20 protein-coding genes and 1 tRNA gene are annotated in these 21,351 nt (G+C 40.9%); 13 read left to right on the plus strand and 8 right to left on the minus strand.

Annotated elements, in window-relative coordinates; genetic code table 11:
* Positions 1-353 precede the first annotated feature (353 nt).
* On the minus strand, positions 354-809 hold the full coding sequence (locus U5K72_16585; GenBank protein ID MDZ7720434.1) for a MauE/DoxX family redox-associated membrane protein: 456 nt from the start codon (positions 807-809) through the stop codon (positions 354-356).
* A gap of 201 nt (positions 810-1,010) precedes the next feature.
* On the opposite strand from U5K72_16585, the gene purF reads away from it, so the two are divergent.
* From purF to U5K72_16610, 5 genes are all read left to right on the plus strand, one after another.
* Positions 1,011-2,513, plus strand: a complete 1,503-nt coding sequence (purF, locus tag U5K72_16590; GenBank protein ID MDZ7720435.1) for an amidophosphoribosyltransferase — start codon at positions 1,011-1,013, stop codon at positions 2,511-2,513.
* Complete coding sequence (gene yihA / locus U5K72_16595) at positions 2,513-3,106, plus strand: ribosome biogenesis GTP-binding protein YihA/YsxC (GenBank protein MDZ7720436.1); 594 nt, start codon at positions 2,513-2,515, stop codon at positions 3,104-3,106. Before purF ends, yihA begins: the two co-directional genes overlap by 1 nt.
* 20 nt (positions 3,107-3,126) lie before the next feature.
* On the plus strand, positions 3,127-4,716 hold the full coding sequence (gene serA / locus U5K72_16600) for a phosphoglycerate dehydrogenase (protein MDZ7720437.1): 1,590 nt from the start codon (positions 3,127-3,129) through the stop codon (positions 4,714-4,716).
* Positions 4,717-5,201: 485 nt separating this feature from the next.
* Positions 5,202-6,338: an AI-2E family transporter gene (locus U5K72_16605; protein ID MDZ7720438.1), complete on the plus strand. Its 1,137-nt coding sequence runs from the start codon at positions 5,202-5,204 to the stop codon at positions 6,336-6,338.
* A 433-nt stretch (positions 6,339-6,771) separates the two neighbouring features.
* Positions 6,772-8,034: an MgtC/SapB family protein gene (locus tag U5K72_16610; GenBank protein ID MDZ7720439.1), complete on the plus strand. Its 1,263-nt coding sequence runs from the start codon at positions 6,772-6,774 to the stop codon at positions 8,032-8,034.
* Between the two features lie 199 nt (positions 8,035-8,233).
* Here the strand turns inward: U5K72_16610 and U5K72_16615 are convergent, their stop codons facing one another.
* The gene (locus U5K72_16615) at positions 8,234-9,478 is read right to left on the minus strand and encodes a Gfo/Idh/MocA family oxidoreductase (protein ID MDZ7720440.1); all 1,245 of its coding nucleotides are present in this window, start codon (positions 9,476-9,478) and stop codon (positions 8,234-8,236) included.
* Between the two features lie 230 nt (positions 9,479-9,708).
* Here U5K72_16615 and U5K72_16620 point away from each other — a divergent pair, with 230 nt between their 5' ends.
* Positions 9,709-10,104, plus strand: a complete 396-nt coding sequence (locus U5K72_16620) for a DoxX family protein (GenBank protein ID MDZ7720441.1) — start codon at positions 9,709-9,711, stop codon at positions 10,102-10,104.
* Positions 10,105-10,192: 88 nt separating this feature from the next.
* Here the strand turns inward: U5K72_16620 and U5K72_16625 are convergent, their stop codons facing one another.
* Positions 10,193-10,666: a cupin domain-containing protein gene (locus U5K72_16625; protein MDZ7720442.1), complete on the minus strand. Its 474-nt coding sequence runs from the start codon at positions 10,664-10,666 to the stop codon at positions 10,193-10,195.
* Positions 10,667-10,705: 39 nt separating this feature from the next.
* On the minus strand, positions 10,706-11,224 hold the full coding sequence (locus tag U5K72_16630; GenBank protein ID MDZ7720443.1) for a hypothetical protein: 519 nt from the start codon (positions 11,222-11,224) through the stop codon (positions 10,706-10,708).
* Positions 11,225-11,586: 362 nt separating this feature from the next.
* Between U5K72_16630 and tnpA the strand changes: the two genes are divergently transcribed.
* The 5 genes from tnpA to ccsA (U5K72_16655) all read left to right on the plus strand — a co-directional run bounded on the left by tnpA (position 11,587) and on the right by ccsA (U5K72_16655) (position 16,198).
* A complete protein-coding gene (gene tnpA, locus U5K72_16635; protein ID MDZ7720444.1) occupies positions 11,587-12,054 on the plus strand; it encodes an IS200/IS605 family transposase in 468 nt (155 codons plus the stop codon).
* A gap of 325 nt (positions 12,055-12,379) precedes the next feature.
* A complete protein-coding gene (ccsA, locus tag U5K72_16640) occupies positions 12,380-13,042 on the plus strand; it encodes a cytochrome c biogenesis protein CcsA (protein MDZ7720445.1) in 663 nt (220 codons plus the stop codon).
* Entirely contained in the window at positions 13,039-13,299 is a 261-nt protein-coding gene (locus U5K72_16645; GenBank protein ID MDZ7720446.1) for a hypothetical protein, read from the plus strand. The genes ccsA (U5K72_16640) and U5K72_16645 overlap by 4 nt, the downstream gene beginning before the upstream one ends.
* Positions 13,289-13,684: a cytochrome c maturation protein CcmE gene (locus U5K72_16650; protein ID MDZ7720447.1), complete on the plus strand. Its 396-nt coding sequence runs from the start codon at positions 13,289-13,291 to the stop codon at positions 13,682-13,684. Before U5K72_16645 ends, U5K72_16650 begins: the two co-directional genes overlap by 11 nt.
* A 6-nt stretch (positions 13,685-13,690) precedes the next feature.
* A complete protein-coding gene (gene ccsA, locus U5K72_16655) occupies positions 13,691-16,198 on the plus strand; it encodes a cytochrome c biogenesis protein CcsA (GenBank protein ID MDZ7720448.1) in 2,508 nt (835 codons plus the stop codon).
* Between the two features lie 158 nt (positions 16,199-16,356).
* Here the strand turns inward: ccsA (U5K72_16655) and U5K72_16660 are convergent, their stop codons facing one another.
* Together U5K72_16660 and hisI are read right to left on the minus strand one after the other, a co-directional pair.
* On the minus strand, positions 16,357-16,743 hold the full coding sequence (locus U5K72_16660; protein ID MDZ7720449.1) for a DUF2237 domain-containing protein: 387 nt from the start codon (positions 16,741-16,743) through the stop codon (positions 16,357-16,359).
* A complete protein-coding gene (gene hisI, locus U5K72_16665; GenBank protein MDZ7720450.1) occupies positions 16,740-17,147 on the minus strand; it encodes a phosphoribosyl-AMP cyclohydrolase in 408 nt (135 codons plus the stop codon). Before hisI ends, U5K72_16660 begins: the two co-directional genes overlap by 4 nt.
* Before the next feature lie 224 nt (positions 17,148-17,371).
* Between hisI and U5K72_16670 the strand changes: the two genes are divergently transcribed.
* Both U5K72_16670 and U5K72_16675 read left to right on the plus strand, forming a co-directional pair.
* Positions 17,372-19,432 (plus strand): hypothetical protein, encoded by a 2,061-nt coding sequence (locus tag U5K72_16670; GenBank protein MDZ7720451.1) that lies wholly within the window; start codon positions 17,372-17,374, stop codon positions 19,430-19,432.
* 77 nt (positions 19,433-19,509) lie between these two features.
* A tRNA-Gly gene (locus tag U5K72_16675) sits at positions 19,510-19,584 on the plus strand.
* Positions 19,585-19,640: 56 nt separating this feature from the next.
* Here U5K72_16675 and U5K72_16680 read toward each other — a convergent pair.
* Complete coding sequence (locus tag U5K72_16680) at positions 19,641-20,915, minus strand: adenylosuccinate synthase (GenBank protein ID MDZ7720452.1); 1,275 nt, start codon at positions 20,913-20,915, stop codon at positions 19,641-19,643.
* A gap of 67 nt (positions 20,916-20,982) precedes the next feature.
* Positions 20,983-21,330, minus strand: coding sequence for an STAS domain-containing protein (locus U5K72_16685; protein MDZ7720453.1), 348 nt, complete (start codon positions 21,328-21,330; stop codon positions 20,983-20,985).
* Between the last annotated feature and the right edge of the window lie 21 nt (positions 21,331-21,351).

A 21,351-nucleotide genomic window follows, 5' to 3' on the forward strand; every position in this document is an offset into this window, starting at 1 on the left:
AAGCAATTTTCTTCGAAGTAGCTAACCGCGACTCTGACAGGAGCTATCGCACTCTGTCAGGACGCTAAACACATACGAACCCAACGGTAATAGATAAAAACTGTATTTATTGATCTTAGTCAAGTATTTGAAATCTGACCTTAAGCTTCATGGCTGGATGGTTTAATCGAATTTGTAACTATGAAGCTATCGACAAGCGAATCTATTACCGTCTGCTTTAGCCTGACGGGTATAGAGCAAATACAGCGCTCATTGGCTTTAGCCACATACATCACGTGAGTATTACCTCTGAGTCACTTCGTTTTCTTGACGGTTTTTGAAACCTGAGAGTCTGTGGAGGAGCGTAAAGTTATTTATTTCTCCTCTGCCGGCTTCCAGAAAAGAAAACCAGCCATCAAGAGAAAAATTCCGTTTCGGATGACCATTTTCCAGCCAAACTCGCTTCCGAGTAGTGCGCCAATCAGGGAAGATTCACCAAGTTCCCCAAAACAACCACAGTCGCCTTCAATACCCTGACCGAGACCGTAGATGGCAAAAATAAAAAAGACCAGGTAAATGCCGGTGGCAATCGGATCAACAACTTTCGAGAACAAACTAAAAGCAAGCAGTCCACCCACGATAATTTCAATATAGGGAAGAAGATCAATCACAAGAGATTTAATACCGATTGGGATCCATGTGATGTATGCCACAGATTCAAACAGGGCAGAATTATCCTGCATTTTTAAGATTCCGGCAAATACTAAAAGAGCACCAAGAATAAACCGAAAAAGGTATTGAACGTAGGTAATGATTCTTTTTTTCTCCATGAGATTAAATTACGAATATTTTTTTGAAATCATGTAATTCATCGGATACGTGATATAGCTTTAAGTTGGATTTGTGATGAATTAGCTCAACTGGTGAGTTTGTTTAAGAACTTTTAATTGGTACGAATTTGTGTCTGTAATTTAAAGTACTTTTCCATATCTTCACTTTTACGATTAATTCTTTGAATATCGCTGTCTAAAATGACTGACAAACCTCACGATTATTGCGGAATATTTGGAGTTTATAACCACCCCGAAGCCGCAATCCTCACCTACTATGGTTTACATGCCCTGCAACATCGCGGGCAAGAATCAGCCGGAATTGTATCCTCTTACTACGATATTAACAAAGGGCGATATGTGATGCCCATGCACAAAGATTTTGGCCTTGTGCTCTCTGTTTTTGATGATTCCAAGTTGTTCAAAAAAGAGCTGATTGGCCGCTCTGCCATTGGACATAATCGTTATTCTACCTCAGGGTCGTCCAAAAACCCGACCAATATTCAGCCGTTCCGGGTGCATTACAGGAATGGAAATCTTGCCATCGGGCACAACGGGAATCTTACGAATGCAAGAGAACTGCGGGAGCGATTCAGGAAGGAAGGTGTACTGTTTCAAAGTACGTCGGACACAGAATTGATTCTCCATCTGATTTCTCACAGCAAAGAGGAAACGGTAGTAGACCAGGTTTTGGATGCCCTTAACCAAATAGAGGGGGCTTATTGTTTGATGATTTTGACGGATGAGCAGTTGATTGCCGTTCGAGATCCCAATGGATTTCGCCCGTTGGCTCTTGGAATGATTGACGATTCATACACCGTAGCCAGCGAAACATGTGCGTTTGATATCATCGGGGCAGAATATATTCGGGATATTGAACCCGGTGAGATTTTAATTATCGACCGGGAGGCAGATGTCAATCAGAAGCCAAAATCTTATTTCCTGGAACCAAAACCAGGAACGGGATCGAGCCAGTGTATTTTTGAGTATGTCTATTTCTCTCGTCCCGATAGCAAAATTTTTGGGGAAAATGTCGATAAAATACGTCGTAATCTTGGAAAACAGCTCGCAAAAGAACATCCGCTGAATGATGTAATTAAATACTCAACTGGAGAAAACAGGCCGATTGTAATTTCTGTACCCGATTCAAGTAATACGGCGGCGATTGGTTATGCTCATGAAAGCCAGAACAAAGGGTTCGATTGCAAATACGATATTGGCCTGATTCGGAACCATTATGTGGGACGAACGTTTATCTCACCGGGACAGAAACAGAGGGATCAAAAAGTACGAACAAAATTCAATACCGTGCGCGGAGTATTAGAAGGCCGCTCGGTGATTATTGTTGATGATTCGATCGTGCGGGGAACGACCTCCCGCTATCTTGTGGATATGATTCGTGAAGCCAATCCGCTGGAAGTTCACTTTCTGGTAAGTTCACCCCCCATTACAGATCCCTGTTTTTACGGTATGGATTTTCCCGATCCTGATGAACTGATTGCCAATAAATTTAACGGAAATACCGAAGCGATTGCGAAAGAGATTGGGGTTGACAGTCTTCGGTATCTATCATCTGAAGGATTAGTTAGTGCCGTCAAAGAAGCCAATGAATCCCATCATTCCTATTGCACGGCATGTTTTACGGGAGATTATCCTGTGCCGGTCAATTTTGATGTGGAAAAAGAAGAAAATGAAATTGTTTGATGGCATTTGAAACGGCTACATTTTTAACGAGTGCACCCTCGCTGGCCGATTGCCCACCCGAAGATCTGCCCGAAGTCTGTTTTGCAGGACGATCGAACGTTGGAAAGTCCTCTCTGATCAACGCTCTTGTGAACCGAAAACGGTTGGCCCGCACGAGTAATACGCCGGGAAAAACGCAGCAGATGAATTACTATACCATCGATCAAAAGTTTTATATTGTGGATCTTCCCGGGTTTGGATTTGCTAAAGTTCCGGAGAAAGAAAGACAGCGTTGGGGGAAAGATATCAAACAGTATTTGCTGCAACGAAATACGTTGAATATGATACTTCACCTGGTGGATGCAAGACACGATCCCACCCGGCTCGATACAGATTTTTTTTACTGGATGGCATCAAAACAGAAACCGTTTAGTGTTGTTTTAACGAAGACGGATAAGTTATCCGGTAACAAGTTGGCTGCATCCAAAAAAACTGTAAAAAAAACACTGGAAAAGATGAATATTGAAGTGCCGATTATTGTTACCTCATCTGATTCAGGCCGGGGAATGAAAGAACTTCAATCCCTGATCTTAGAATTTGTCAACTATAACTAAACTCATTTGAACCAAAGAACATGTCCTTTAAAGTTTTAATACTTGATAACGTTGATCCCGTTTGCGCGGAAGTTTTTAAAGAACGAAATATAGAATCTGACCAGCGCCCCAAAATAGAGCTGGATGAACTGAAAGAAATTATTGGTGATTACCAAGCGATTGTTGTACGAAGTGGTACAACTGTAGATGAAGATCTGCTGAGCCATGCCGATAACCTCAGAATTATTGGCCGTGCAGGTGTTGGAGTCGATAATATTGATATTCCGGTAGCTACATCAAAAGGTGTTTTGGTAATGAACACACCAGATGGAAATACGATCTCTACAGCAGAACACACATGCGGAATGATTATCGCTCTTGCACGGAATATACCTCAATCTGTAGATCGTGTGAAAAGCGACGGCTGGGATCGAAAGAAATTTATGGGAACTGAAGTTCACAGTAAAACCCTGGGAATTGTAGGCCTGGGTAAAATTGGAACAGAGGTTGCCCTGCGTATGAAACAGTTCGGGATGGAAGTGATTGCATACGATCCGTTTACAACTCAAGAACATGCCAAAGATGTGGGTGTTAAACTGGTTGAACTGGATGAACTTCTTGGAAAATCAGATTTCCTGACCGTGCATACACCGCTGACGGAGAAGACCAAAAACATGATCTCTCTCGAGAAAGCGGATAAACTGAAACCGGGTATCCGATTAGTGAACTGCGCACGTGGCGGTATCTATAAAGAGGAAGATTTAGTACCACTTATTGAAAAAGGAATTGTAGCCGGTGTGGCTCTTGATGTATATACAAGCGAGCCACCAACAGAAGAGTTGTATGAAACGCTAAAAAATCCTGCGATTATTTGTACCCCGCACTTGGGTGCTTCTACTGAAGAAGCTCAGGAAAAAGTGGCTGTTCAAATTGCAACCCAGATTTCTGATGCACTTGAAAACAAAAATTATAAAGGCAATCTGAACAGTAAATCGATCTCACTTCTTACAAATGATGAAGTTCAGCCCTATGTGGAGCTTGCTGAAAAACTGGGAAAAGTCTCCGGACAGATTATGCCGGACAACTCCAATAATTTTTCGTTTGAATATACCGGGCTTTGCACTAAATATTCTGAAGTGCTGACAGATGCCGTATTAAAAGGGATGCTTTCTCAATATGTGAGCGAATCTGTAAACCTTATTAATGCCCGCCACTATGCACTTGAAAGAGGCTTCAAACTCAGTGAAACGAATAAGAGCGAAGACAAGAACTATAACGATCTGATTACCATAAAACTGGGTGACAGTACAGAATATAAGCAGATTTCTGCGGCTGTGTTTGGCCCCGGTGATTATCGTATCGTTGAGATTGATGGATTTGGAATTGAACTTCGTCTGGAAGGTGATATCCTGATGTATCAAAATCTGGATCAGCCCGGAATGCTGGCGGCTGTTTCAAGCACACTTGCCAAGCAGGATATCAACATTGGCGCATTAAGCCTGGGGCGTGAAGGGAAAGGCTCAAATGCTATTACGGCTGTGATTGTAGACAAGCAGCTCAATAACGAAGAGCTCCAAAGCATCTATGATTTAGATGGCGTGAGCAATGTGAAATACATTTCATTGAGCTAACGATTACACACTTCGCCTGCCGATTGTCTTTTTCGGCTGGCGAATTTCCCAATTCACACCACAAATTCGGCAGCTGAAGTGGATTCAGCAGCCGAGCATTTTTTGAAATCTACGCCCTGGATGGCGTAAGTAATGTGAAATATATTTCATTGAGTTAAACTTCCCCCTTCGAAGGGGGAGAGATTGACAAAGTCAATCAAGGGGGATGACTCTTTGATTCGGCATCAATCGATTTTTTAGCAATAAATACTTCAAGCTGGTTCAGGTTTAAATCTTGGATCAGCTTTTTTTATGTCATATTGGGAAGATCTTCTTTAAAAAAAGAAAAGATTAACGAAGAACAATTAAGGTTGCACCTCTGCATAGTTCGTTTTTCCGTTGTAAACATTTTTCTACATATTGTGGAAATCAATAAAAGAAAATAATGTAGATTAATTATCAGTTTACAAAGAGTTTAACTTATAGAAGATCAAAAAACGTGAGATATGAGTGTTGAACCAAAATGGTACATAAAATATGTATATGGCTTAGCGGGGACTGTTCTGACAGTTTATGTGATGGTTATCGCAAAATCGGTGATAGTACCGCTGTTGTTTTCCATCTTTTTCGCGATCTTGTTACTGCCTGTAAGTCAATGGCTCGAGCGGTTTAAAATTCCAAGAGTCTTATCCTCTCTCGGGGCTATTCTTTTTGGCATTATCCTGTTTTCAACCATTCTGTTCTTTTTCTATTCACAAATGACAGACTTTGCTCAGGATGCCGACATGTTTGTTGAACGCCTGAATGAAATGATGGGTTCTGTGAACCAGCTCCTGGGAGATTATTTTGCTATTGAGAGTATTCGCCTGGATCAAATTACGCAAACGCTGATCAATTTTGTACGGGAAAACGTTGGATCCATCACCCAGCAGATAGGTGGAGCAGCATCTACACTTACATCAGTATTGTTAGTTCCTATTTTTGTTTACCTGATTCTTCTACTGAGAGATATTTTGAAGAACTTTCTGTTGAAAACATTTGGCCGGGGAGACTCAGGGCAGGAGACAAAAGTGACGACAATCATCAGGAATGTAAAATCTACAATTCAGAGTTACATAACAGGTGTCTTAATTGTGATTGGTATTCTTTCTGTTCTTTATTCAATCTTGCTTGCAGTGATTGGAGTAGAACATGCTATTTTCTTCGGTTTTTTTGCTGGAATGATGAATATCATCCCATTTATTGGCCCGCTCTTTGGTTCCATACTACCAATCTTTTATGCTTTGATAACGATGGATTCGATCTTCTATCCGCTCATTATTCTACTCGGGTTTTATGTCATTCAACTTTTTGAAGGAAATCTTATTACACCTGTTATTGTGGGAAGCCAGGTAAGTATGAATGCTCTTGTTACACTTTTGCTTCTTGTTATTGGAGCTCAAATCTGGGGACTATCCGGTATGATTCTTTTTATCCCGCTTGGTGCTATTGTAAAAGTAATATGTGATGAAGTCGATCAATTGAATCACTATGGTTATGTAATGGGCCGAACGACTGATGACAAGAGTGAAGAGAGAAGTATACTGGCACAAAAAGTCCGGCAACTTTCTAAAAAAGCGACCTCAGAAAAAAACAACCATTAAATACCAGGATCATATTCGGGGAGTAATTTATCGGGGGAATTTCGTAGCCATTTGCCACAACACTCAAAATTGAGCTATCATTATTTTCCGATACATCTAATAATATCAGTAACTTAACTTCTATTTTATACTTTTTCGTGAATAATTCGAGTTAACATCTTAACAGATATAAGCATTAATAATTATTTTAAGAAGGCTTTGCAAAACTCTGACCGTCATCCTGAACTTGATTCAGGATCTCCAGATACTGACTATAAAGACGAATGGAGAATCTGAATCGAGTTCAGATTGACCAATAACCACGGTTTTGCAAAGCCCTCTTTAACGGTTTTTATAGTAAAACAAACGTATAGTTTCATGAATAAATTGGTAAAGGTGCTACTCTAAAGTATCTTTTTACATGGAGCTAAAGAAGTGAAAGAGATATGTTTTTATGATTGAAGAAATGCAAATCCTGGGACGCTTATTAGCTTCCCTGGCCGTTGGGTTATTAATTGGTACTGAACGCGGATGGAGTGACCGTGAACAGGACGAAGGTGTTCGGGTTGCAGGGATGCGCACATTCAGCCTGCTTGGTTTGTTGGGAGGAGTCTCTGCCTTACTATCCTCAGAGTTTGGTAATTGGTTTTTGGGGGTAGCCTTTAGTGCGGTTGCTATCCTGATCATAACGGCCCATGTGATGGAAACAAGAAAGAGTGGCGATTTAGGTACCACAACAGAATTTTCAATGATGCTTACATTTGTGTTGGCTGCCTGGGCAGCAGTTGGATTTTATATGTATGCACTGGTAACATCGGTTGTGGTTGTTGCTCTTCTGAGTATGAAACCGGTACTTCACAGATGGTTGAGAAATATAGAGACAGAAGAAATTTATGCAGGAGTAAAGTTATTGGTTATTTCTGTAATATTTCTGCCACTGCTGCCTGACAAAGGGTATGGGCCTTACGAGGCGCTCAACCCGTACTGGATATGGTGGATGGTCGTATTAATATGCGGGATCTCATTTGCAGGGTATTTTGCAATTAAATTTATTGGAAATCGACTCGGAACAATAATTACTTCCATTACGGGCGGGCTTGCTTCTTCAACGGCGGTTACGATTAGTCTTGCTCAGTTTGCAAAAGATCAACCTCAAAAAGCTCTGTTTATGGGTGGCGTTATGATTGCGACCTCCATAATGTTTATTCGGGTTACCATTGAAGTTGCTGTTGTGAATGTTGCGTTAATCAGCGATTTATGGATTCCTCTTTCTATAATGTTTTTCAGCGTACTTTTAGGCGGATATTGGCTATGGAATAAAAATGATGAAATTTCAGTAGACACAGAACTGAATCTTGATAATCCGTTTAAAATTGGAATGGCTTTAAAATTTGGAGTACTGCTGGCCTTGATTCTGTTATTGACAGAAGGGATGAAAAATTGGTTTGGCGATCAGGGCATCTATATTTTATCATTAGTTTCAGGGTTGATGGATGCTGATGCAATTACATTATCTCTGTCAAGACAGGCGCTTGGCGACCTGGAAAACGGTGTTGCTACTCTTGGAATTATTATCGCATCGGCAATGAACACAATTGTTAAAGGATTTATTTTTGCGTTCTTTTCTGGTTTTAAAAAGAGTTTAAAATTTATTCTATTGCTTTTTGCATGCGTGCTTCCGGGTTTAATCGCAGCTTTTCTGATGCTCTATTTCTAACCGTATTTTTAAAAAGAGGGCAATATTGCAAGACCAATGAACACCCCTCTCGCAGAAGGCATCACTTGTGGAAAATCTACCCTTGTTTGGGGAGACTTTTTCATTCGTGTTTATGAATCGAACTGAGGTTATAAAATTGGATCTCCAATATCTATCTATATGAACCGAAGAAATACTATTAATTTTTGAAGGGTTTTTACTACGTGTAGAGCAGATCAGCACCTTTACCTTGAGAGATAAGTGATTTATAACTTTTTAATTCTTCCTGAACATCCTCATCAGTAAGATCAATCGTTTTCCTTCTCTCCGCAGCCATATATGCAGCTTGCACAAGTTTGGTAACTTCAACGCCAAATTCCCAATCAAGGAAAGCATCTTTGCCATTCAAAAATGCATTTACGGCATCTTCCTGTTCCGTGTCGTATCCATAAAGTCCGGCTTCATCGGGGTGTACAGGTAAGAGCCCGCGGGTAGTCGTTGATTTTTCGATAGCGGTTTCGGCATCAGCAACGCCTTCGGCGGCTTCGTCACCCACAAAAATTTCGAGGGGAGAGATCAGTGAATTTACTTCCATGGCGTAGCCGGGGCCAATCGCATCCATCCAGAGGCGGAGGCCCTGTTTGTCGTACATCCAGGAGTTTGTGAACTGACCTTTTACAAGCTGACCGGTATCGGGATTCTTATAGGTGATGACTCCCGTTGCAAAATCCTCGGCCGGAGTTTTGGAGTAATCAACCCCAAATCTTTCCTTCAGTTGTTCCCGGTATTTAGGCTGCCCCCATTTTAACAGAGAGGTATCACACTGTACAGATACCGGTTCAAGAAAGAGTGGATCTTTACCGGGTGGTGTTAAAATATGACGGCTGACGGCGATACTATGGCATCCCATATCTGATAAAACTCCGCCACCTTGTTGAGTAGGATCCCAAAACCAGGCATTATGGGGACCTGCATGCTCTTCAGTACTTCGGGCAAGAGTGAAAGATCCCATCGCTTTTTGCTGGGGTTCCAACTGGTCAAGGGCTTTATTCACTGCATTCATATGCAACTGATTCTCGAAATAGGCCGTTTTTAGATTGGCATCCCGGGCTAAATCTACCATTCGCTGAGCTTCTGCTATCGTACGGCCAAGAGGTTTTTCACAAATAACACCTGTTAAATTGGCTCCTTGTTTAACTGCATCGTTGATTTCCTCCATAATGGCTACCCGGGTGTAGTTGGGCGAGTAGATGGCAATTGCATCACAATGGTTACAAACTTCAGTTACGGAATCATAGATTGTAGGATCGCCAAGTCCATTCTCTTTTGCATATTTGGCGAGCTCTTCTGATCCGCCTCGTTTATAGATCGCTGAAATTTCAATATGCCGAACCTGTTTCATGGCCACAGCTAAAAATTTGGCAATAAATCCGGACCCAACAACTCCAATCTTCAAAGTCTTCATCAGTAAATCTGTTATTTATGTTTAGTATTTCTGCGTTGTTAAATTCAATACCATTAATCTAAGGAGTCTGTGCCATTCAAAAAATTCAAAGAACGACTTTTACAGGAATTTAAAAAAGTCTACAAAAAATGTATTGAAGTAAAAGCTGAAAAAAATTTGGAATTTATAAATCAGCGGTTAAATTCAGTTATATCATACATTGGAATAAAATCAAATAAATAAGGAGAATTATGGCCAATTTAGATAATAAATACAGTGATTTAGCACTTTTGTTATTGCGAGTAGGAGTCGGAGTCATTTTTATATATCATGGATGGGGAAAACTGACCGGAATAGAAGGTGTCCAGGGATTTTTTGGAAATGTTGGAATTCCATTGCCGGCTCTAATGGCATGGGTGGTTGCCATCATTGAGTTCTTTGGGGGCATAATGGTGTTATTCGGGGCTTATGCTAAAATACCATATTTGCTTCTTGCTTTCATTATGGTTGTGGCTCTATTTACGGTTAAAATTGGACAGGGCTTTGAGGCCGCAAGAATTGACTTGATGCTGCTGCTTACAACCCTTGCACTTTTCTTTCTTGGAAGCGGAGCCTATTCGGTCGATCATAAGATAGAAAACCGCTAATAGTGTTTTTATTCAATCATCGGATGAGTGAAATTGGTATTGTATTTCTGAGCTTTAATCATTCATCCGATGAATTTTAATAATTCTTTTATTCATCAATTTCCTCTTCTTGAACTTCTGTTAACAGCTCAGTTAATAGCATTCCTTTTTCCCCGATGTAGAAAACAACAATCTTTACAGGTTCATCCCCGATATTTTTTCCATAGTGCCAGGTGTCAATGACTTCGGCAAAAGCATCTCCTTTTTTAAAAATTTTTGATTCACCGCTGTCTTTTAAAATCACCTTCAATTCTCCGTTAATGACATAAGCAAGTGAGGGAACCGGATGGCGATGCCAGCTTGTCTCTGCTCCCGGTTCAAATACAATTTCCAAAGCTGTGATCTCTTCAGAACCGTTTTGAGGATATTCAATATCTTTTCCATTCCAGGTAGTTTCAGTTTGAAGGATTTGTGTGCTTTTTACGGGTTGTTCAGGTGGGGTTTGGGCATAAGCCAAATCAAAAATAAAAAAGAAAGAAGTAGTAATTAGGAGGCCGAAGGAAAAGAGAGATATAAATTTCATGGATATACAGGGCTTGATTTTAGAACTGCTTAGTTCGTTTTAACGATCCTCAAAATGCTTTTTTTCTCGCATATAATCATCATTAGATATTAAGCCCTGCTGCCAAAGTCCGGTGAGGTAATCCAGTTTATCGAGATTGGTTTGAGATGACTCGGTTTTTTCTCTCTCCTTTTTTGCCTGTTGTTTTATACGATATCGTTCAGCTTCGGCAGCTTTCAGAATCATATCAGACATATTCTTTGGATTCTCCAGCCCGATAAGATCCATTCTGCGTGTATTCGTGATGAGCTGTAAACTACCAATCCCGAACTTCTTATCAATCCACCTCTGTTGAATTTTTATGTTGTTGATATTAGCAATATCAACGGTCTCTGTGTAATTCGGATTTACAGACGTAATTGTTTGGTCTGTAATTTTATAGTGTGTATTGGATAGCTCACTGAATTTTTTGTACAAAATGTAAAGCCCAACAATTATTGGTGCGAGCAGGATACCAATTACGAACCACCAAAAATGGTGGCTTTTCTTGGGTTGTAGTTCAATCTTTTTTTCAGCCATAGATAAAAAATAACAAATGATTGGGAACTCTCATTCATCGGATTATGAATCGTTAAATGATAGGTGGCTCCGATGGAGCCATTTCAGTGCAAGGCAACTTTCTTTTTCTATAAACAGGCGGCTCTATCGAGCCATTTGAGATTTCAAAAGAATATATTTGTGGAAAAGAGGCTATTTGATGGGGGCTGATAAAAAATTCTGTAAGGGATCTGATTTTTTCTGTTCATACAAATGGGAATAAACTATAAAACTATAAATGTCTTACTTAAAAGCTCCATTGGAGCTTCCTGTTTATAGAAATAGAAATAGTTTAGAAATAAAAATCTGGCTCTGTAAGAGCCACCTAAAAAACGTAAGTAATTATGGCTAATACATTTTCACAGATCTATCTACAATTTGTGTTTGCAGTACAAAATAGGATGAGTCTGCTACCAAAATCACACAAAGAAGAATTACACAAATACATGACAGGTTTAGTGAGAAATCGCCAAGCAAAAATGCTGGCTGTCCATTGTATGCCCGATCACACCCACCTTTTTGTTGGTTTCAAACCCGGAAGCATGTTAATCTCCGATTTTGTAAAAGAGATCAAAGTTGAAAGTAATGAGTTTGTCAATTACAAAAATTGGTTGAATGGCCGATTTAAATGGCAGGATGGTTATGGTGTTTTCTCCTATTCACATTCTCATATAGACAGGGTTTGTAAATATGTTTTAAATCAGGAAGAGCATCACAGAAGGAGAACATTCCGAGATGAATACATTTCTTTATTGAAAAAATTTGAGATTCAATATGATGAGAAATATCTATTTCATTTTATCGATGAATGAAGTGCAGGAGGCTCCGCTGGAGCCATTCGGTTTAGAGCATCTTTCATTTCTATAAACAGGAGGCTCTAACGAGCCATTATTCAAGAGGCACACATTAAAAGGTGTTAGAGTTCAATAGAGATTTTGTAATAAATAAGCTTTTTAAAAGTTCCTTTGAAGCCTCCTGTTCTTATTGTCGGAATAAATAAGAAATACCACAGCCGGAAGCCCTCTTCCAAAAATAACCAGCCAAATTTTCTTCTAAACCTTCACAATCACTTTATAAAAAAATCGTTCATTTTCGTATCTTTTAGGCTGTTGTTTAGATAAAAATAAGTGCACTATTTTGAAGATTTGGAAAATTGTCGTAGCGATTTGGATGACCGGAGTCATTTTAGCCGGATTCCTCATTCAGATTCCTGAAATACCTATTTTGGAGCAATCGGCAAGAAATCTGTTTCTGCATGTGCCCATGTGGTTTACGATGATGATTGCCTTTTCGATGGCATTCTATTTTAGTGTTCGGTATTTAAACGATGAGCATCTGAAGTGGGATCGAAAGGCAGAAACTGCAACTTCGGTCGGACTACTGTTTGGTATTTGTGGATTGCTGACTGGATCACTCTGGGCACGATTTACATGGGGGTCTTGGTGGACGTTTGCAGAGCCGCGAATGAACCTGGCTGCATTAGCCATGTTGATATTTGTGGCTTACTTTATTCTGCGGTCGGCATTTAACGATCCCGAAAAGAAGGCAAAAATTTCTGCTGTTTATAATATTTTTGGAGTAACTACCATCCCGTTTTTACTATATATTATACCGCGTCAATTACCAAGTTTACATCCGGGGGCTGAAGGAAATCCGGCTTTTAGTGAAATTACTGCGCCTGAACTCAGATATATATTTTACCCGGCAGTGATCGGATTTATTGGTTTGTCTTTGTGGATTATGAATGTTGTAAACCGATATAAAGTTGTGCAGCAAAAGAGTACCGTGAGCGGATCATGAAAGTAAACATACAAGATTCAGTGAACACCGCCGTTGACACTCTGACCAACAGTTACTCCGGCAAATGGGAAGGGGTTGAAAGTACCGAACAAACATCTGCATTTATACAATTCATGGCATCCAACGATCTTATTTTTGTAGTTTTAGGAGTCAGTTTAATAATCTGGTTTGTGTTGCTGTTCTACCTGATCCGGGTGGACAGAAATGTAAGCAAGCTGGAAAAATCATTGAAAGAGGAATCAACAGATGAAACCTAAATTAATTATTGGCATTGTATCTATCATTGTTTTTACATCACTGTTGATGTACAATTTTGGCAACAGTATTAGTACCTACGTGAATTTTGAAGAAGCAGAAGGGCGATCATCTTCACATGTGGTAGGTGTATGGGATTCCTCAGAAGAGTATGGATTTTCGAGAGAAACCATGCAGTTTACATTCCATATGGAAGACCGGGCCGGGAATGTTCGAAAAGTGGTTTATGCCCGTCCGAAACCAAATAATTTTGAGCAGGCTACTCAGCTTGTTGTTATCGGTGAGTTAAGAAATAATGTTTTTTACGCAAACGAAATGCTCATGAAATGCCCGTCTAAATACAACGATTCGCCCGATTTTGAAAAGGCAAGTGCCACAGAGAGTTAGAATTATATGATTGCCGAAGCAGGACGCTGGTTTATTTATCTCGCTTTTATCTCTTCTATTATTACTATGGGGTTGTATGCCTTTGCCTCAATCAAAGAAAACAAAAAGGCTGAACGGTTGTCCAACTGGATTTGGGGATTCAAAGGGGTCCTTGTCATAGGGGCTTCCGTTGCGCTCGTTTACCTTATTATGACGCATCAGTTCCAATACTATTATGTGTGGAACTACACAAGCCTTGATCTCGAAACCAAATATCTCTTTTCAGCTCTTTATGGAGGACAAGAGGGGAGTTTTCTGCTGTGGATTTTCTTTGGATTCTTTGTTGGACTTGGTCTGATCAAATGGACCCGGAAACCGTATCGGGGGCCGGTTATGTTTGTGATGGCATTGACACAGTTTTTCCTTCTTTCTATGATTTTGGGTTTGGATCTTGGAATTGCAAAAATCGGGGCTTCTCCTTTTCGAACCATTGCCCAGGAGATGCCAAATGCCCCTTTTTTACAAGCTAATCCCGACTTCGTACCGCAGGATGGAACCGGTTTGAATGATCTGTTGAAAAGCCCATGGATGATGATTCATCCACCTATCATATTTCTTGGGTTTTCAATGATGACCGTACCTTTTGCCTTTGCAATCGCATCTCTCTGGACTAAAACATATCACGGGTGGATTCGACCTGCTCTCCCCTGGACACTCGCAGCGAATCTGTCACTATTGACAGCTATTTTTCTCGGTGGTTATTGGGCGTATGAAACACTTTCGTTCGGTGGTTACTGGGCGTGGGATCCAGTTGAAAATGCATCTCTTGTTCCCTGGTTAATCGGAACAGCCGGAATTCATGCGATGATCATCCAGCGGAAAAGTCGCCGGGCTCATAAAGCCTCTCTCTTTTTTGCAATACTGGCTTACGTCTCCGTAATCTATCAAACCTTTTTAACGCGCTCGGGCGTACTGTCAGATCAATCCGTTCACAGTTTTGTAGATCTGGGGCTGTATAACCAGTTGCTTGCTTTTATACTGATCGTCACATTTATGGGAATTGGGTTCTATCTCTATCGTTATAAAGATCTTCCATCCCCTAAAGACGAGTCCAAAGTTTTGAGCCGGGAATTTATGACCTTTACCGGCGCAATGCTTCTTTTTATACTCGGTTTAGTTATAATTCTGGGAACAAGCTCGCCCATATTAGGAAAGCTATTTGTTGCTAATCCCACACCGCCTGAGATCCAGTTTTACAATAACTGGAGTATGCCGATTGCAATTATTATGGCCATTGCCACAGTTGTGGGACAGTATCTTTTTTGGGAGAAACACAACTGGGAAAGCCTGGCTGGAGAGTTGATTACCCCGCTTCTTATCACATCAACCGTGGCTGTTATTTCAATTGTCATGGGGAATGTTACTTCTCTCTATTATATGATTTATATCTTTGCCGGTTGGTTTACAGTGATTGGAAATGGAACTGTATTGGTAAAATTATTGAGAAAAAATCCAAAACTGGTTGGGGGTACTATTACACATATCGGGTTTGGAATGCTTTTGTTAGGAATTATTGCTTCTTCTGTTTACACCGAGCCGATGCTGGATCCGCAAACCTCCAATTACAACACCCGGATTGAACAGGGAGAAGTTTTTGATGATGAAGGTTTTCCCATCACACAAAAAGTGGAAATGTTTGAGCTTAAACTCAATCAGCCCAAATTAATTAATGACAAATATATGGTGACGTACGAGGGATACGAACTCACCAATTCGCCTCGGCCCGGACAACAAAATTATCGTCTGAAATTCGAATCGATTGAAGGAGACAAAACTTTTTATATGTCTCCGGAAGTTTACCCCATGTTAACATCCTCGGGACCCAATAGCGTTGAATGGTCTGTTGATCCCCATGTTAGAACAGGTCTGATGAATGACATCTATCTATATGTAGCGGGAAGTCAATACGTAGAAAAGCGAAATGAGGCGATTAAGGAGAATACAGAAAATCAGTCCATTGTACCAGTTGGTGATGAAGAAGCTATCCAGGATGAGCAGGGAGAAGCTCAAATAATTGAGATCAGCCGCGGCGAAACAACAACTGTAGGACCGTTTACATTTACATTCAGGAATTTCGTACCGGCCAGTGAAGAATCACTCCCTGAAAATACACAAATTGGAATTCGTTCCTTGATACATATTGAACACGAACCCTCCGGGCGGGCTTTTGAGGCTGAACCTCTTTTTGCCGTTTATACGGAAGAAGAGAAGAGCTACACCTATTCACCACCTATTGAAATTCCGGAGTGGCAAATGAATGTACTCTTCAGCAGTGTTCACCCTGATTCAGACTCCATAGAACTGAGTGTCTATGGTTTGGATGAAAACTTTGAAGAAGATTGGGTGCTGGTTGTTGCCGAACAGAAACCGTTTGTATCCGTAGTATGGATGGGAACGTTTTTACTGATGGCCGGTTTTTCCATATCAATTTTCCGCCATTGGGCACGAGAGAAAAATACCGCTGAGAAAGAATAAAGAGTCTCCCTTTCAGGGGAGAAATGATTTTTCAACGGTTCTTGAAAAATCGAGAGGGGTGTTCGAAGTCAATGAGACATCTCCCGAGTTCATTCGCTACCCCGAAGGTATGACTTGGGCAAACGGTCATTTCACTTTCCCCCTCCAAAAGGAGGATTTTAATCCGCTTTTTGCCCTTCCTTATAAGCATATTCTAAAAGCATATCCATAGAAACCACATTTAGAACCAGCTCGTTTGTTGCTTCAAGAACAACGTCGGGGGCCATGCCGGCATCATAGGCTTCTTTCCACCTGGGAGCACAAAGGCACCATCGGTCGCCGGGTTTTAAGCCGGGAAAATTATACTGAGGAATTGGAGTGGAGAGATCATTCCCTTTCGATTTGGAAAACTTGAGAAATTCTGTGGTCATGATGGCACAGACCATATGATCCCCATGATCCTCATCTCCCGAATCGCAACAGCCATTTCTGTAAAAACCGGTCATGGGTTCATTACTGCAGGTTTTAATGGGTTCGCCAAAAACATTTCTGGATTGAAATTTCATTTTTCTAAAAAATCTAATTCAAGAGTATTTAAATTTAGTTTCCTGTAAAAACAGGAAGTTCTTGGAATGCCATCCTTATTTTTGGTATGGCAGGCACCATCTCCATCAAGAACGACTTTGTAAACTAATGCATCCTGGTCGCAATCAACCAATATCTCCTCAACCAGAAGTGTATTTCCTGAAGTTTCACCCTTTACCCAAAGTTTATTTCTGCTGGTACTCCAAAACGTGGCTTTTCCTGTTTTTATCGTTTGATTGACCGCTTCGCCGTTTACGGATGCAATCATTAATATTTCACCAGAGGAATATTCTTGTACAACAACCGGCAGAAGGCCATCTCGTTTCTCAAATTGCAATTGAAGTTCAGTTCCTTCTTCAATCGGATTCGTAGAGTTCTTGTCCATTGTTTTTAATGATTTAACTAACTTTTCTCTTTTGAGAATTATAAATATACGACTTAAAAAGAAGCATTAATTAAATGATCTATATAAAAATGGAAATGTCAATCGATGTAATTCATTATTAGTATTTTTTAATTACCTTCATGTGACGGCTGATTGTGCTCAAATCATTGCTAATTAATTGATTTATAGAGTATTTTAAATATCATCCAATACAGACAAAATAAATGAGAGTACAAGTCACACTTTACCTGTTGATAGCGCTGCTTCTTAGCTCGTGCTCTTCTGATCCGGATACTCACCGGTTAACTACATCTGTTGTACCAACTGAAGCCGGAAGTGTAACCCCGGAAGATGGTGAATTTACAGCAAACAGAGATCTTGAGATCTCGGCCATTCCCAATGAGGACTGGGTTTTTGAACGATGGGAAGGAGACCATAGCGGTACAGAAAATCCCGTTGTTATTGAAATGGACTCAGATAAAGATATCGCTGCAATTTTTACAAAGCGAGATTACACACTTACCGTAAATACAGAAGGTGAGGGAACAGTATCTGAACAGGTAGTCCAACAAAAAACGACAGATTATCCGCATGGAACCGTTGTTGAATTGACGGCTGAACCCGCCGATGATTGGGAATTTGTAGAGTGGCAGGGTGATCTGGAGGGATCCGAAAACCCTAAAACCATAACTATTGAGGATGAAACAGAAGTGACGGCTGTATTTTCGCCAGTTTCTTATCCTTTAACGATAAATGTTGAAGGTGAAGGCTCAGTGGATGAAAATGTGATTCAACCAAAGACAACAGATTATCCGTTTGGAACGGTTGTTGAGTTGACTGCAATCCCCGACTCTGCCTGGGCCTTTATTGAGTGGGAAGGAGATATTGAGGATACTGAAAATCCCGTTGAAATTACCATTGATGAGCCGAAAACAGTCACGGTTGTATTTGACAGAACATTTGGATTGACCACGATTCCAATTCCGGAAGAGGGAGGTACAATAGAACCATCCGGTGGAGAATATATACGCGATACCTCTTTTGATGTAGAAGCAATTCCGAATGAGGGATGGGAATTTGTTGAGTGGAGAGGAGATTTTAGTGGAACTACCAACCCGTTCAACCTGACAATGAACGGTAATAAAACACTCGAAGCCCATTTTGAACGTGCTGCCTTTACTCTTGATACGACTACAGTTGGAATGGGAGAAATCTTGCTGGATGTGCTGGTTGGCGAAGAGACGGAGACTGGGTATGAATTTGACTCTGTAGTTGAAGCTACAGCCGTTCCCGCGGATGGATGGGAATTTGTTGAGTGGCAAGGCGATTTAAGTGGTACAGCCAATCCCAATACCATTACGATTGACGGGAATAAATCGATCACAGCCGTATTCAGATTTTTTAACGGAGGAGACGGAACTCTTGGTAACCCATATCAAATATCCAGGCTCGACCAACTGCAGGCGATGCAGGAGGCCCCTGATGCTCATTATATTTTAGTAGATGACGTTGATGCAAGCGAAACGTCAACAGGTGAGGGATTTAATCCCCTGGGAGATAACACCACTCCGTTTACCGGAAGCCTGAATGGAGATGGATTTACAATTTCAAATCTGACGATCGATCGTCCGGCTGAACAATATGTGGGTTTGTTTGGTGTGATTGGAGATGGAGCTACAATTCAAAATGTATATCTTGAATCTGCTGATGTTACGGGTGGAATGGAGGTTGGCATCCTGGCCGGTTCAAATAGCGGTGATATTATTGATTCCTACACGACCGGTTCTGTAGGTGGAACTGATGATGTAGGCGGACTCATCGGGCGAAATAATGGTTTGATACAGCAGTCGTTCTCCAGTGCAACCACGACAGCTTCCAATAACAACGTTGGCGGGTTGGTTGGTAACAACTCCGACACAATTCTGAGTGCATACACCCTTGGAGATGTAACCGGAAATGAAAATGTAGGCGGCCTCGTGGGAGTGAATGCTGTTACCGGTGAAGTTTCTGAAACGTATGCTGCCGGAGAAGTATCTGGCTTCACATCGGTTGGAGGTCTCATTGGAGTGAACAGTGGTATTGTTGATACAAGCTATTGGGATACAGTGGCCACTGGACAAGCAAGCGGGGCAGGATCCGGAGATACAACCGGCATGACGGGACTGACTACACCTCAGATGACTGGTGAAGATGCCGATGATCCCGGAAACATGGATGACTTTGATTGGGATGACGTTTGGACGACTACAGGTGGCTATCCTACCTTTCAGTGGTTGGTGGAGTAGATTACTGGTAAAAAATAATTTCAAAAAAGTGTTGAAAAGAGGTGCAGAAAGGTTTTATATTTGAAGCTCTTGCAAAAGCGGGAATAGCTCAGTGGTAGAGCATCTCGTTGCCAACGAGAAGGTCGCGAGTTCAAATCTCGTTTCCCGCTCCATACTAAAAAAGCCCGATGATTTAGATCATCGGGCTTTTTTGTTATATCAGATTTTTTTACCTAACAATGGTCTCAGATCGTTTTGGGCCAGTTGATATTATATTGAACTTCACACCGATATAATTTTCAAGGAATGCAATATATTTTTTGGCATTTTCGGGCAGATCATCAAAAGTGGAGGCCTCTCGTGTTGAAGAGTTCCATCCTTTAAATGATTTGTAAACAGGTTTCACTTTCTCAACATTTTCGGTATCAAGCGGAAAGGTTTTTGTTGTTTCACCATCCAGCTTGTATTCAGTACAAACTTTGATCTCATCGAATTCATCCAGCACATCGAGTTTGGTGAGTGCAAGTTCATTCATGCCATTAAGTTGAACGGCGTATTTCAGGGCAACCAAGTCAAGCCATCCACAGCGTCTCGGCCGGCCGGTAGTTGCTCCAAATTCCTCACCGCTTTTTCTAAGCAGTTCGCCGCTCTCGCCGTTCAATTCCGTAGGAAAAGGCCCGTTACCTACTCTTGTACAGTAGGCTTTTGTAATACCCATTGCTTGAGTAATGGCCAGCGGAGGAATTCCACTTCCCGTACAGGCTCCGCCCGCTGTAGGACAGGAGGAAGTAACATATGGATACGTTCCATGATCTACATCCAGTAAACTACCCTGAGCTCCTTCAAGAAGAATAGATTCACCATCTTCAATAGCCTGATGGAGAATTTGTGAGGTGTTACAAACAAATGGCTTGACAGTTTCAATTGCCGGTCGTAACTGTTCAATCATCTCATCAGCGTCCAGCGGATCTTCCCCATATACATTTTCGAGGGCTCTGTTTATGTCGTTTAGATTTTTGCGGATTTTTTCATTCAAAGTCACCTCATCAATCAGATCATCCATACGAATGCCAATCCGGGAAACTTTACTGACATACGCCGGGCCGATACCACGCCCCGTTGTACCAATGGCATCACTACCACGGTTTTTTTCTTTTACATTATCGAGGACTTTGTGATAGGGAAGAATCAGGTGTGCAGAGCTACTGATAAAAAGCCTGCCCTCCAGGTTAATATCGTGAGATTGAACTTCTTCGAGTTCTTCAACGAGTGCAATGGGATCTATTACAACACCGTTGCCAATAATACATTTTGAGTTTCCATTAAAAAGTCCAGATGGAATCAGATGCAGAACAATTGTGGTATCATCGAACTTCAGGGTGTGGCCAGCATTTGCACCTCCCTGGTATCGAACAACATATTGAGCATCAGAACTCAACAAGTCAACAATTTTTCCTTTTCCTTCATCTCCCCACTGGGCACCAATAACAATTCGAACAGACATAAAATCCAAAAAAAAGGAGGTGTTTAAACCACCTCCATATTAAAATTTAAAAGGTTTATTAACTACACTACTCTTCATCCTGGTATGAAGCAATAGCTTCATCCAGTGTTTTATAGTGTTTGAATACAGTAATGAGTTTTGTGATAATGAGCAAGCTTTCAATTTTGTCGGTAGGATTTGCAATGCGCAGATCTCCGCCGGCTTTCTTCATGGTTGTGAGTGCTCCAATAAGCATTCCCAACCCTGATGAATTCATAAATTTTACTTTTCCGAGATCAACCACAACATTGGTTTTCTCTTTTTCTATTAACTCATGAAGTTCTTCATTCAAACTGACGGCATCAGGTCCGCCCATCACATTACCTTTAAACGAGATAATTACACAGTTGTATTTTTCAGAAACATTAAAACTCATACGTTCGCTATTTCAGTTGAT

The sequence above is a fragment of the Balneolaceae bacterium genome, from assembly GCA_034521495.1.
GTDB lineage: Bacteria > Bacteroidota > Rhodothermia > Balneolales > Balneolaceae > Rhodohalobacter.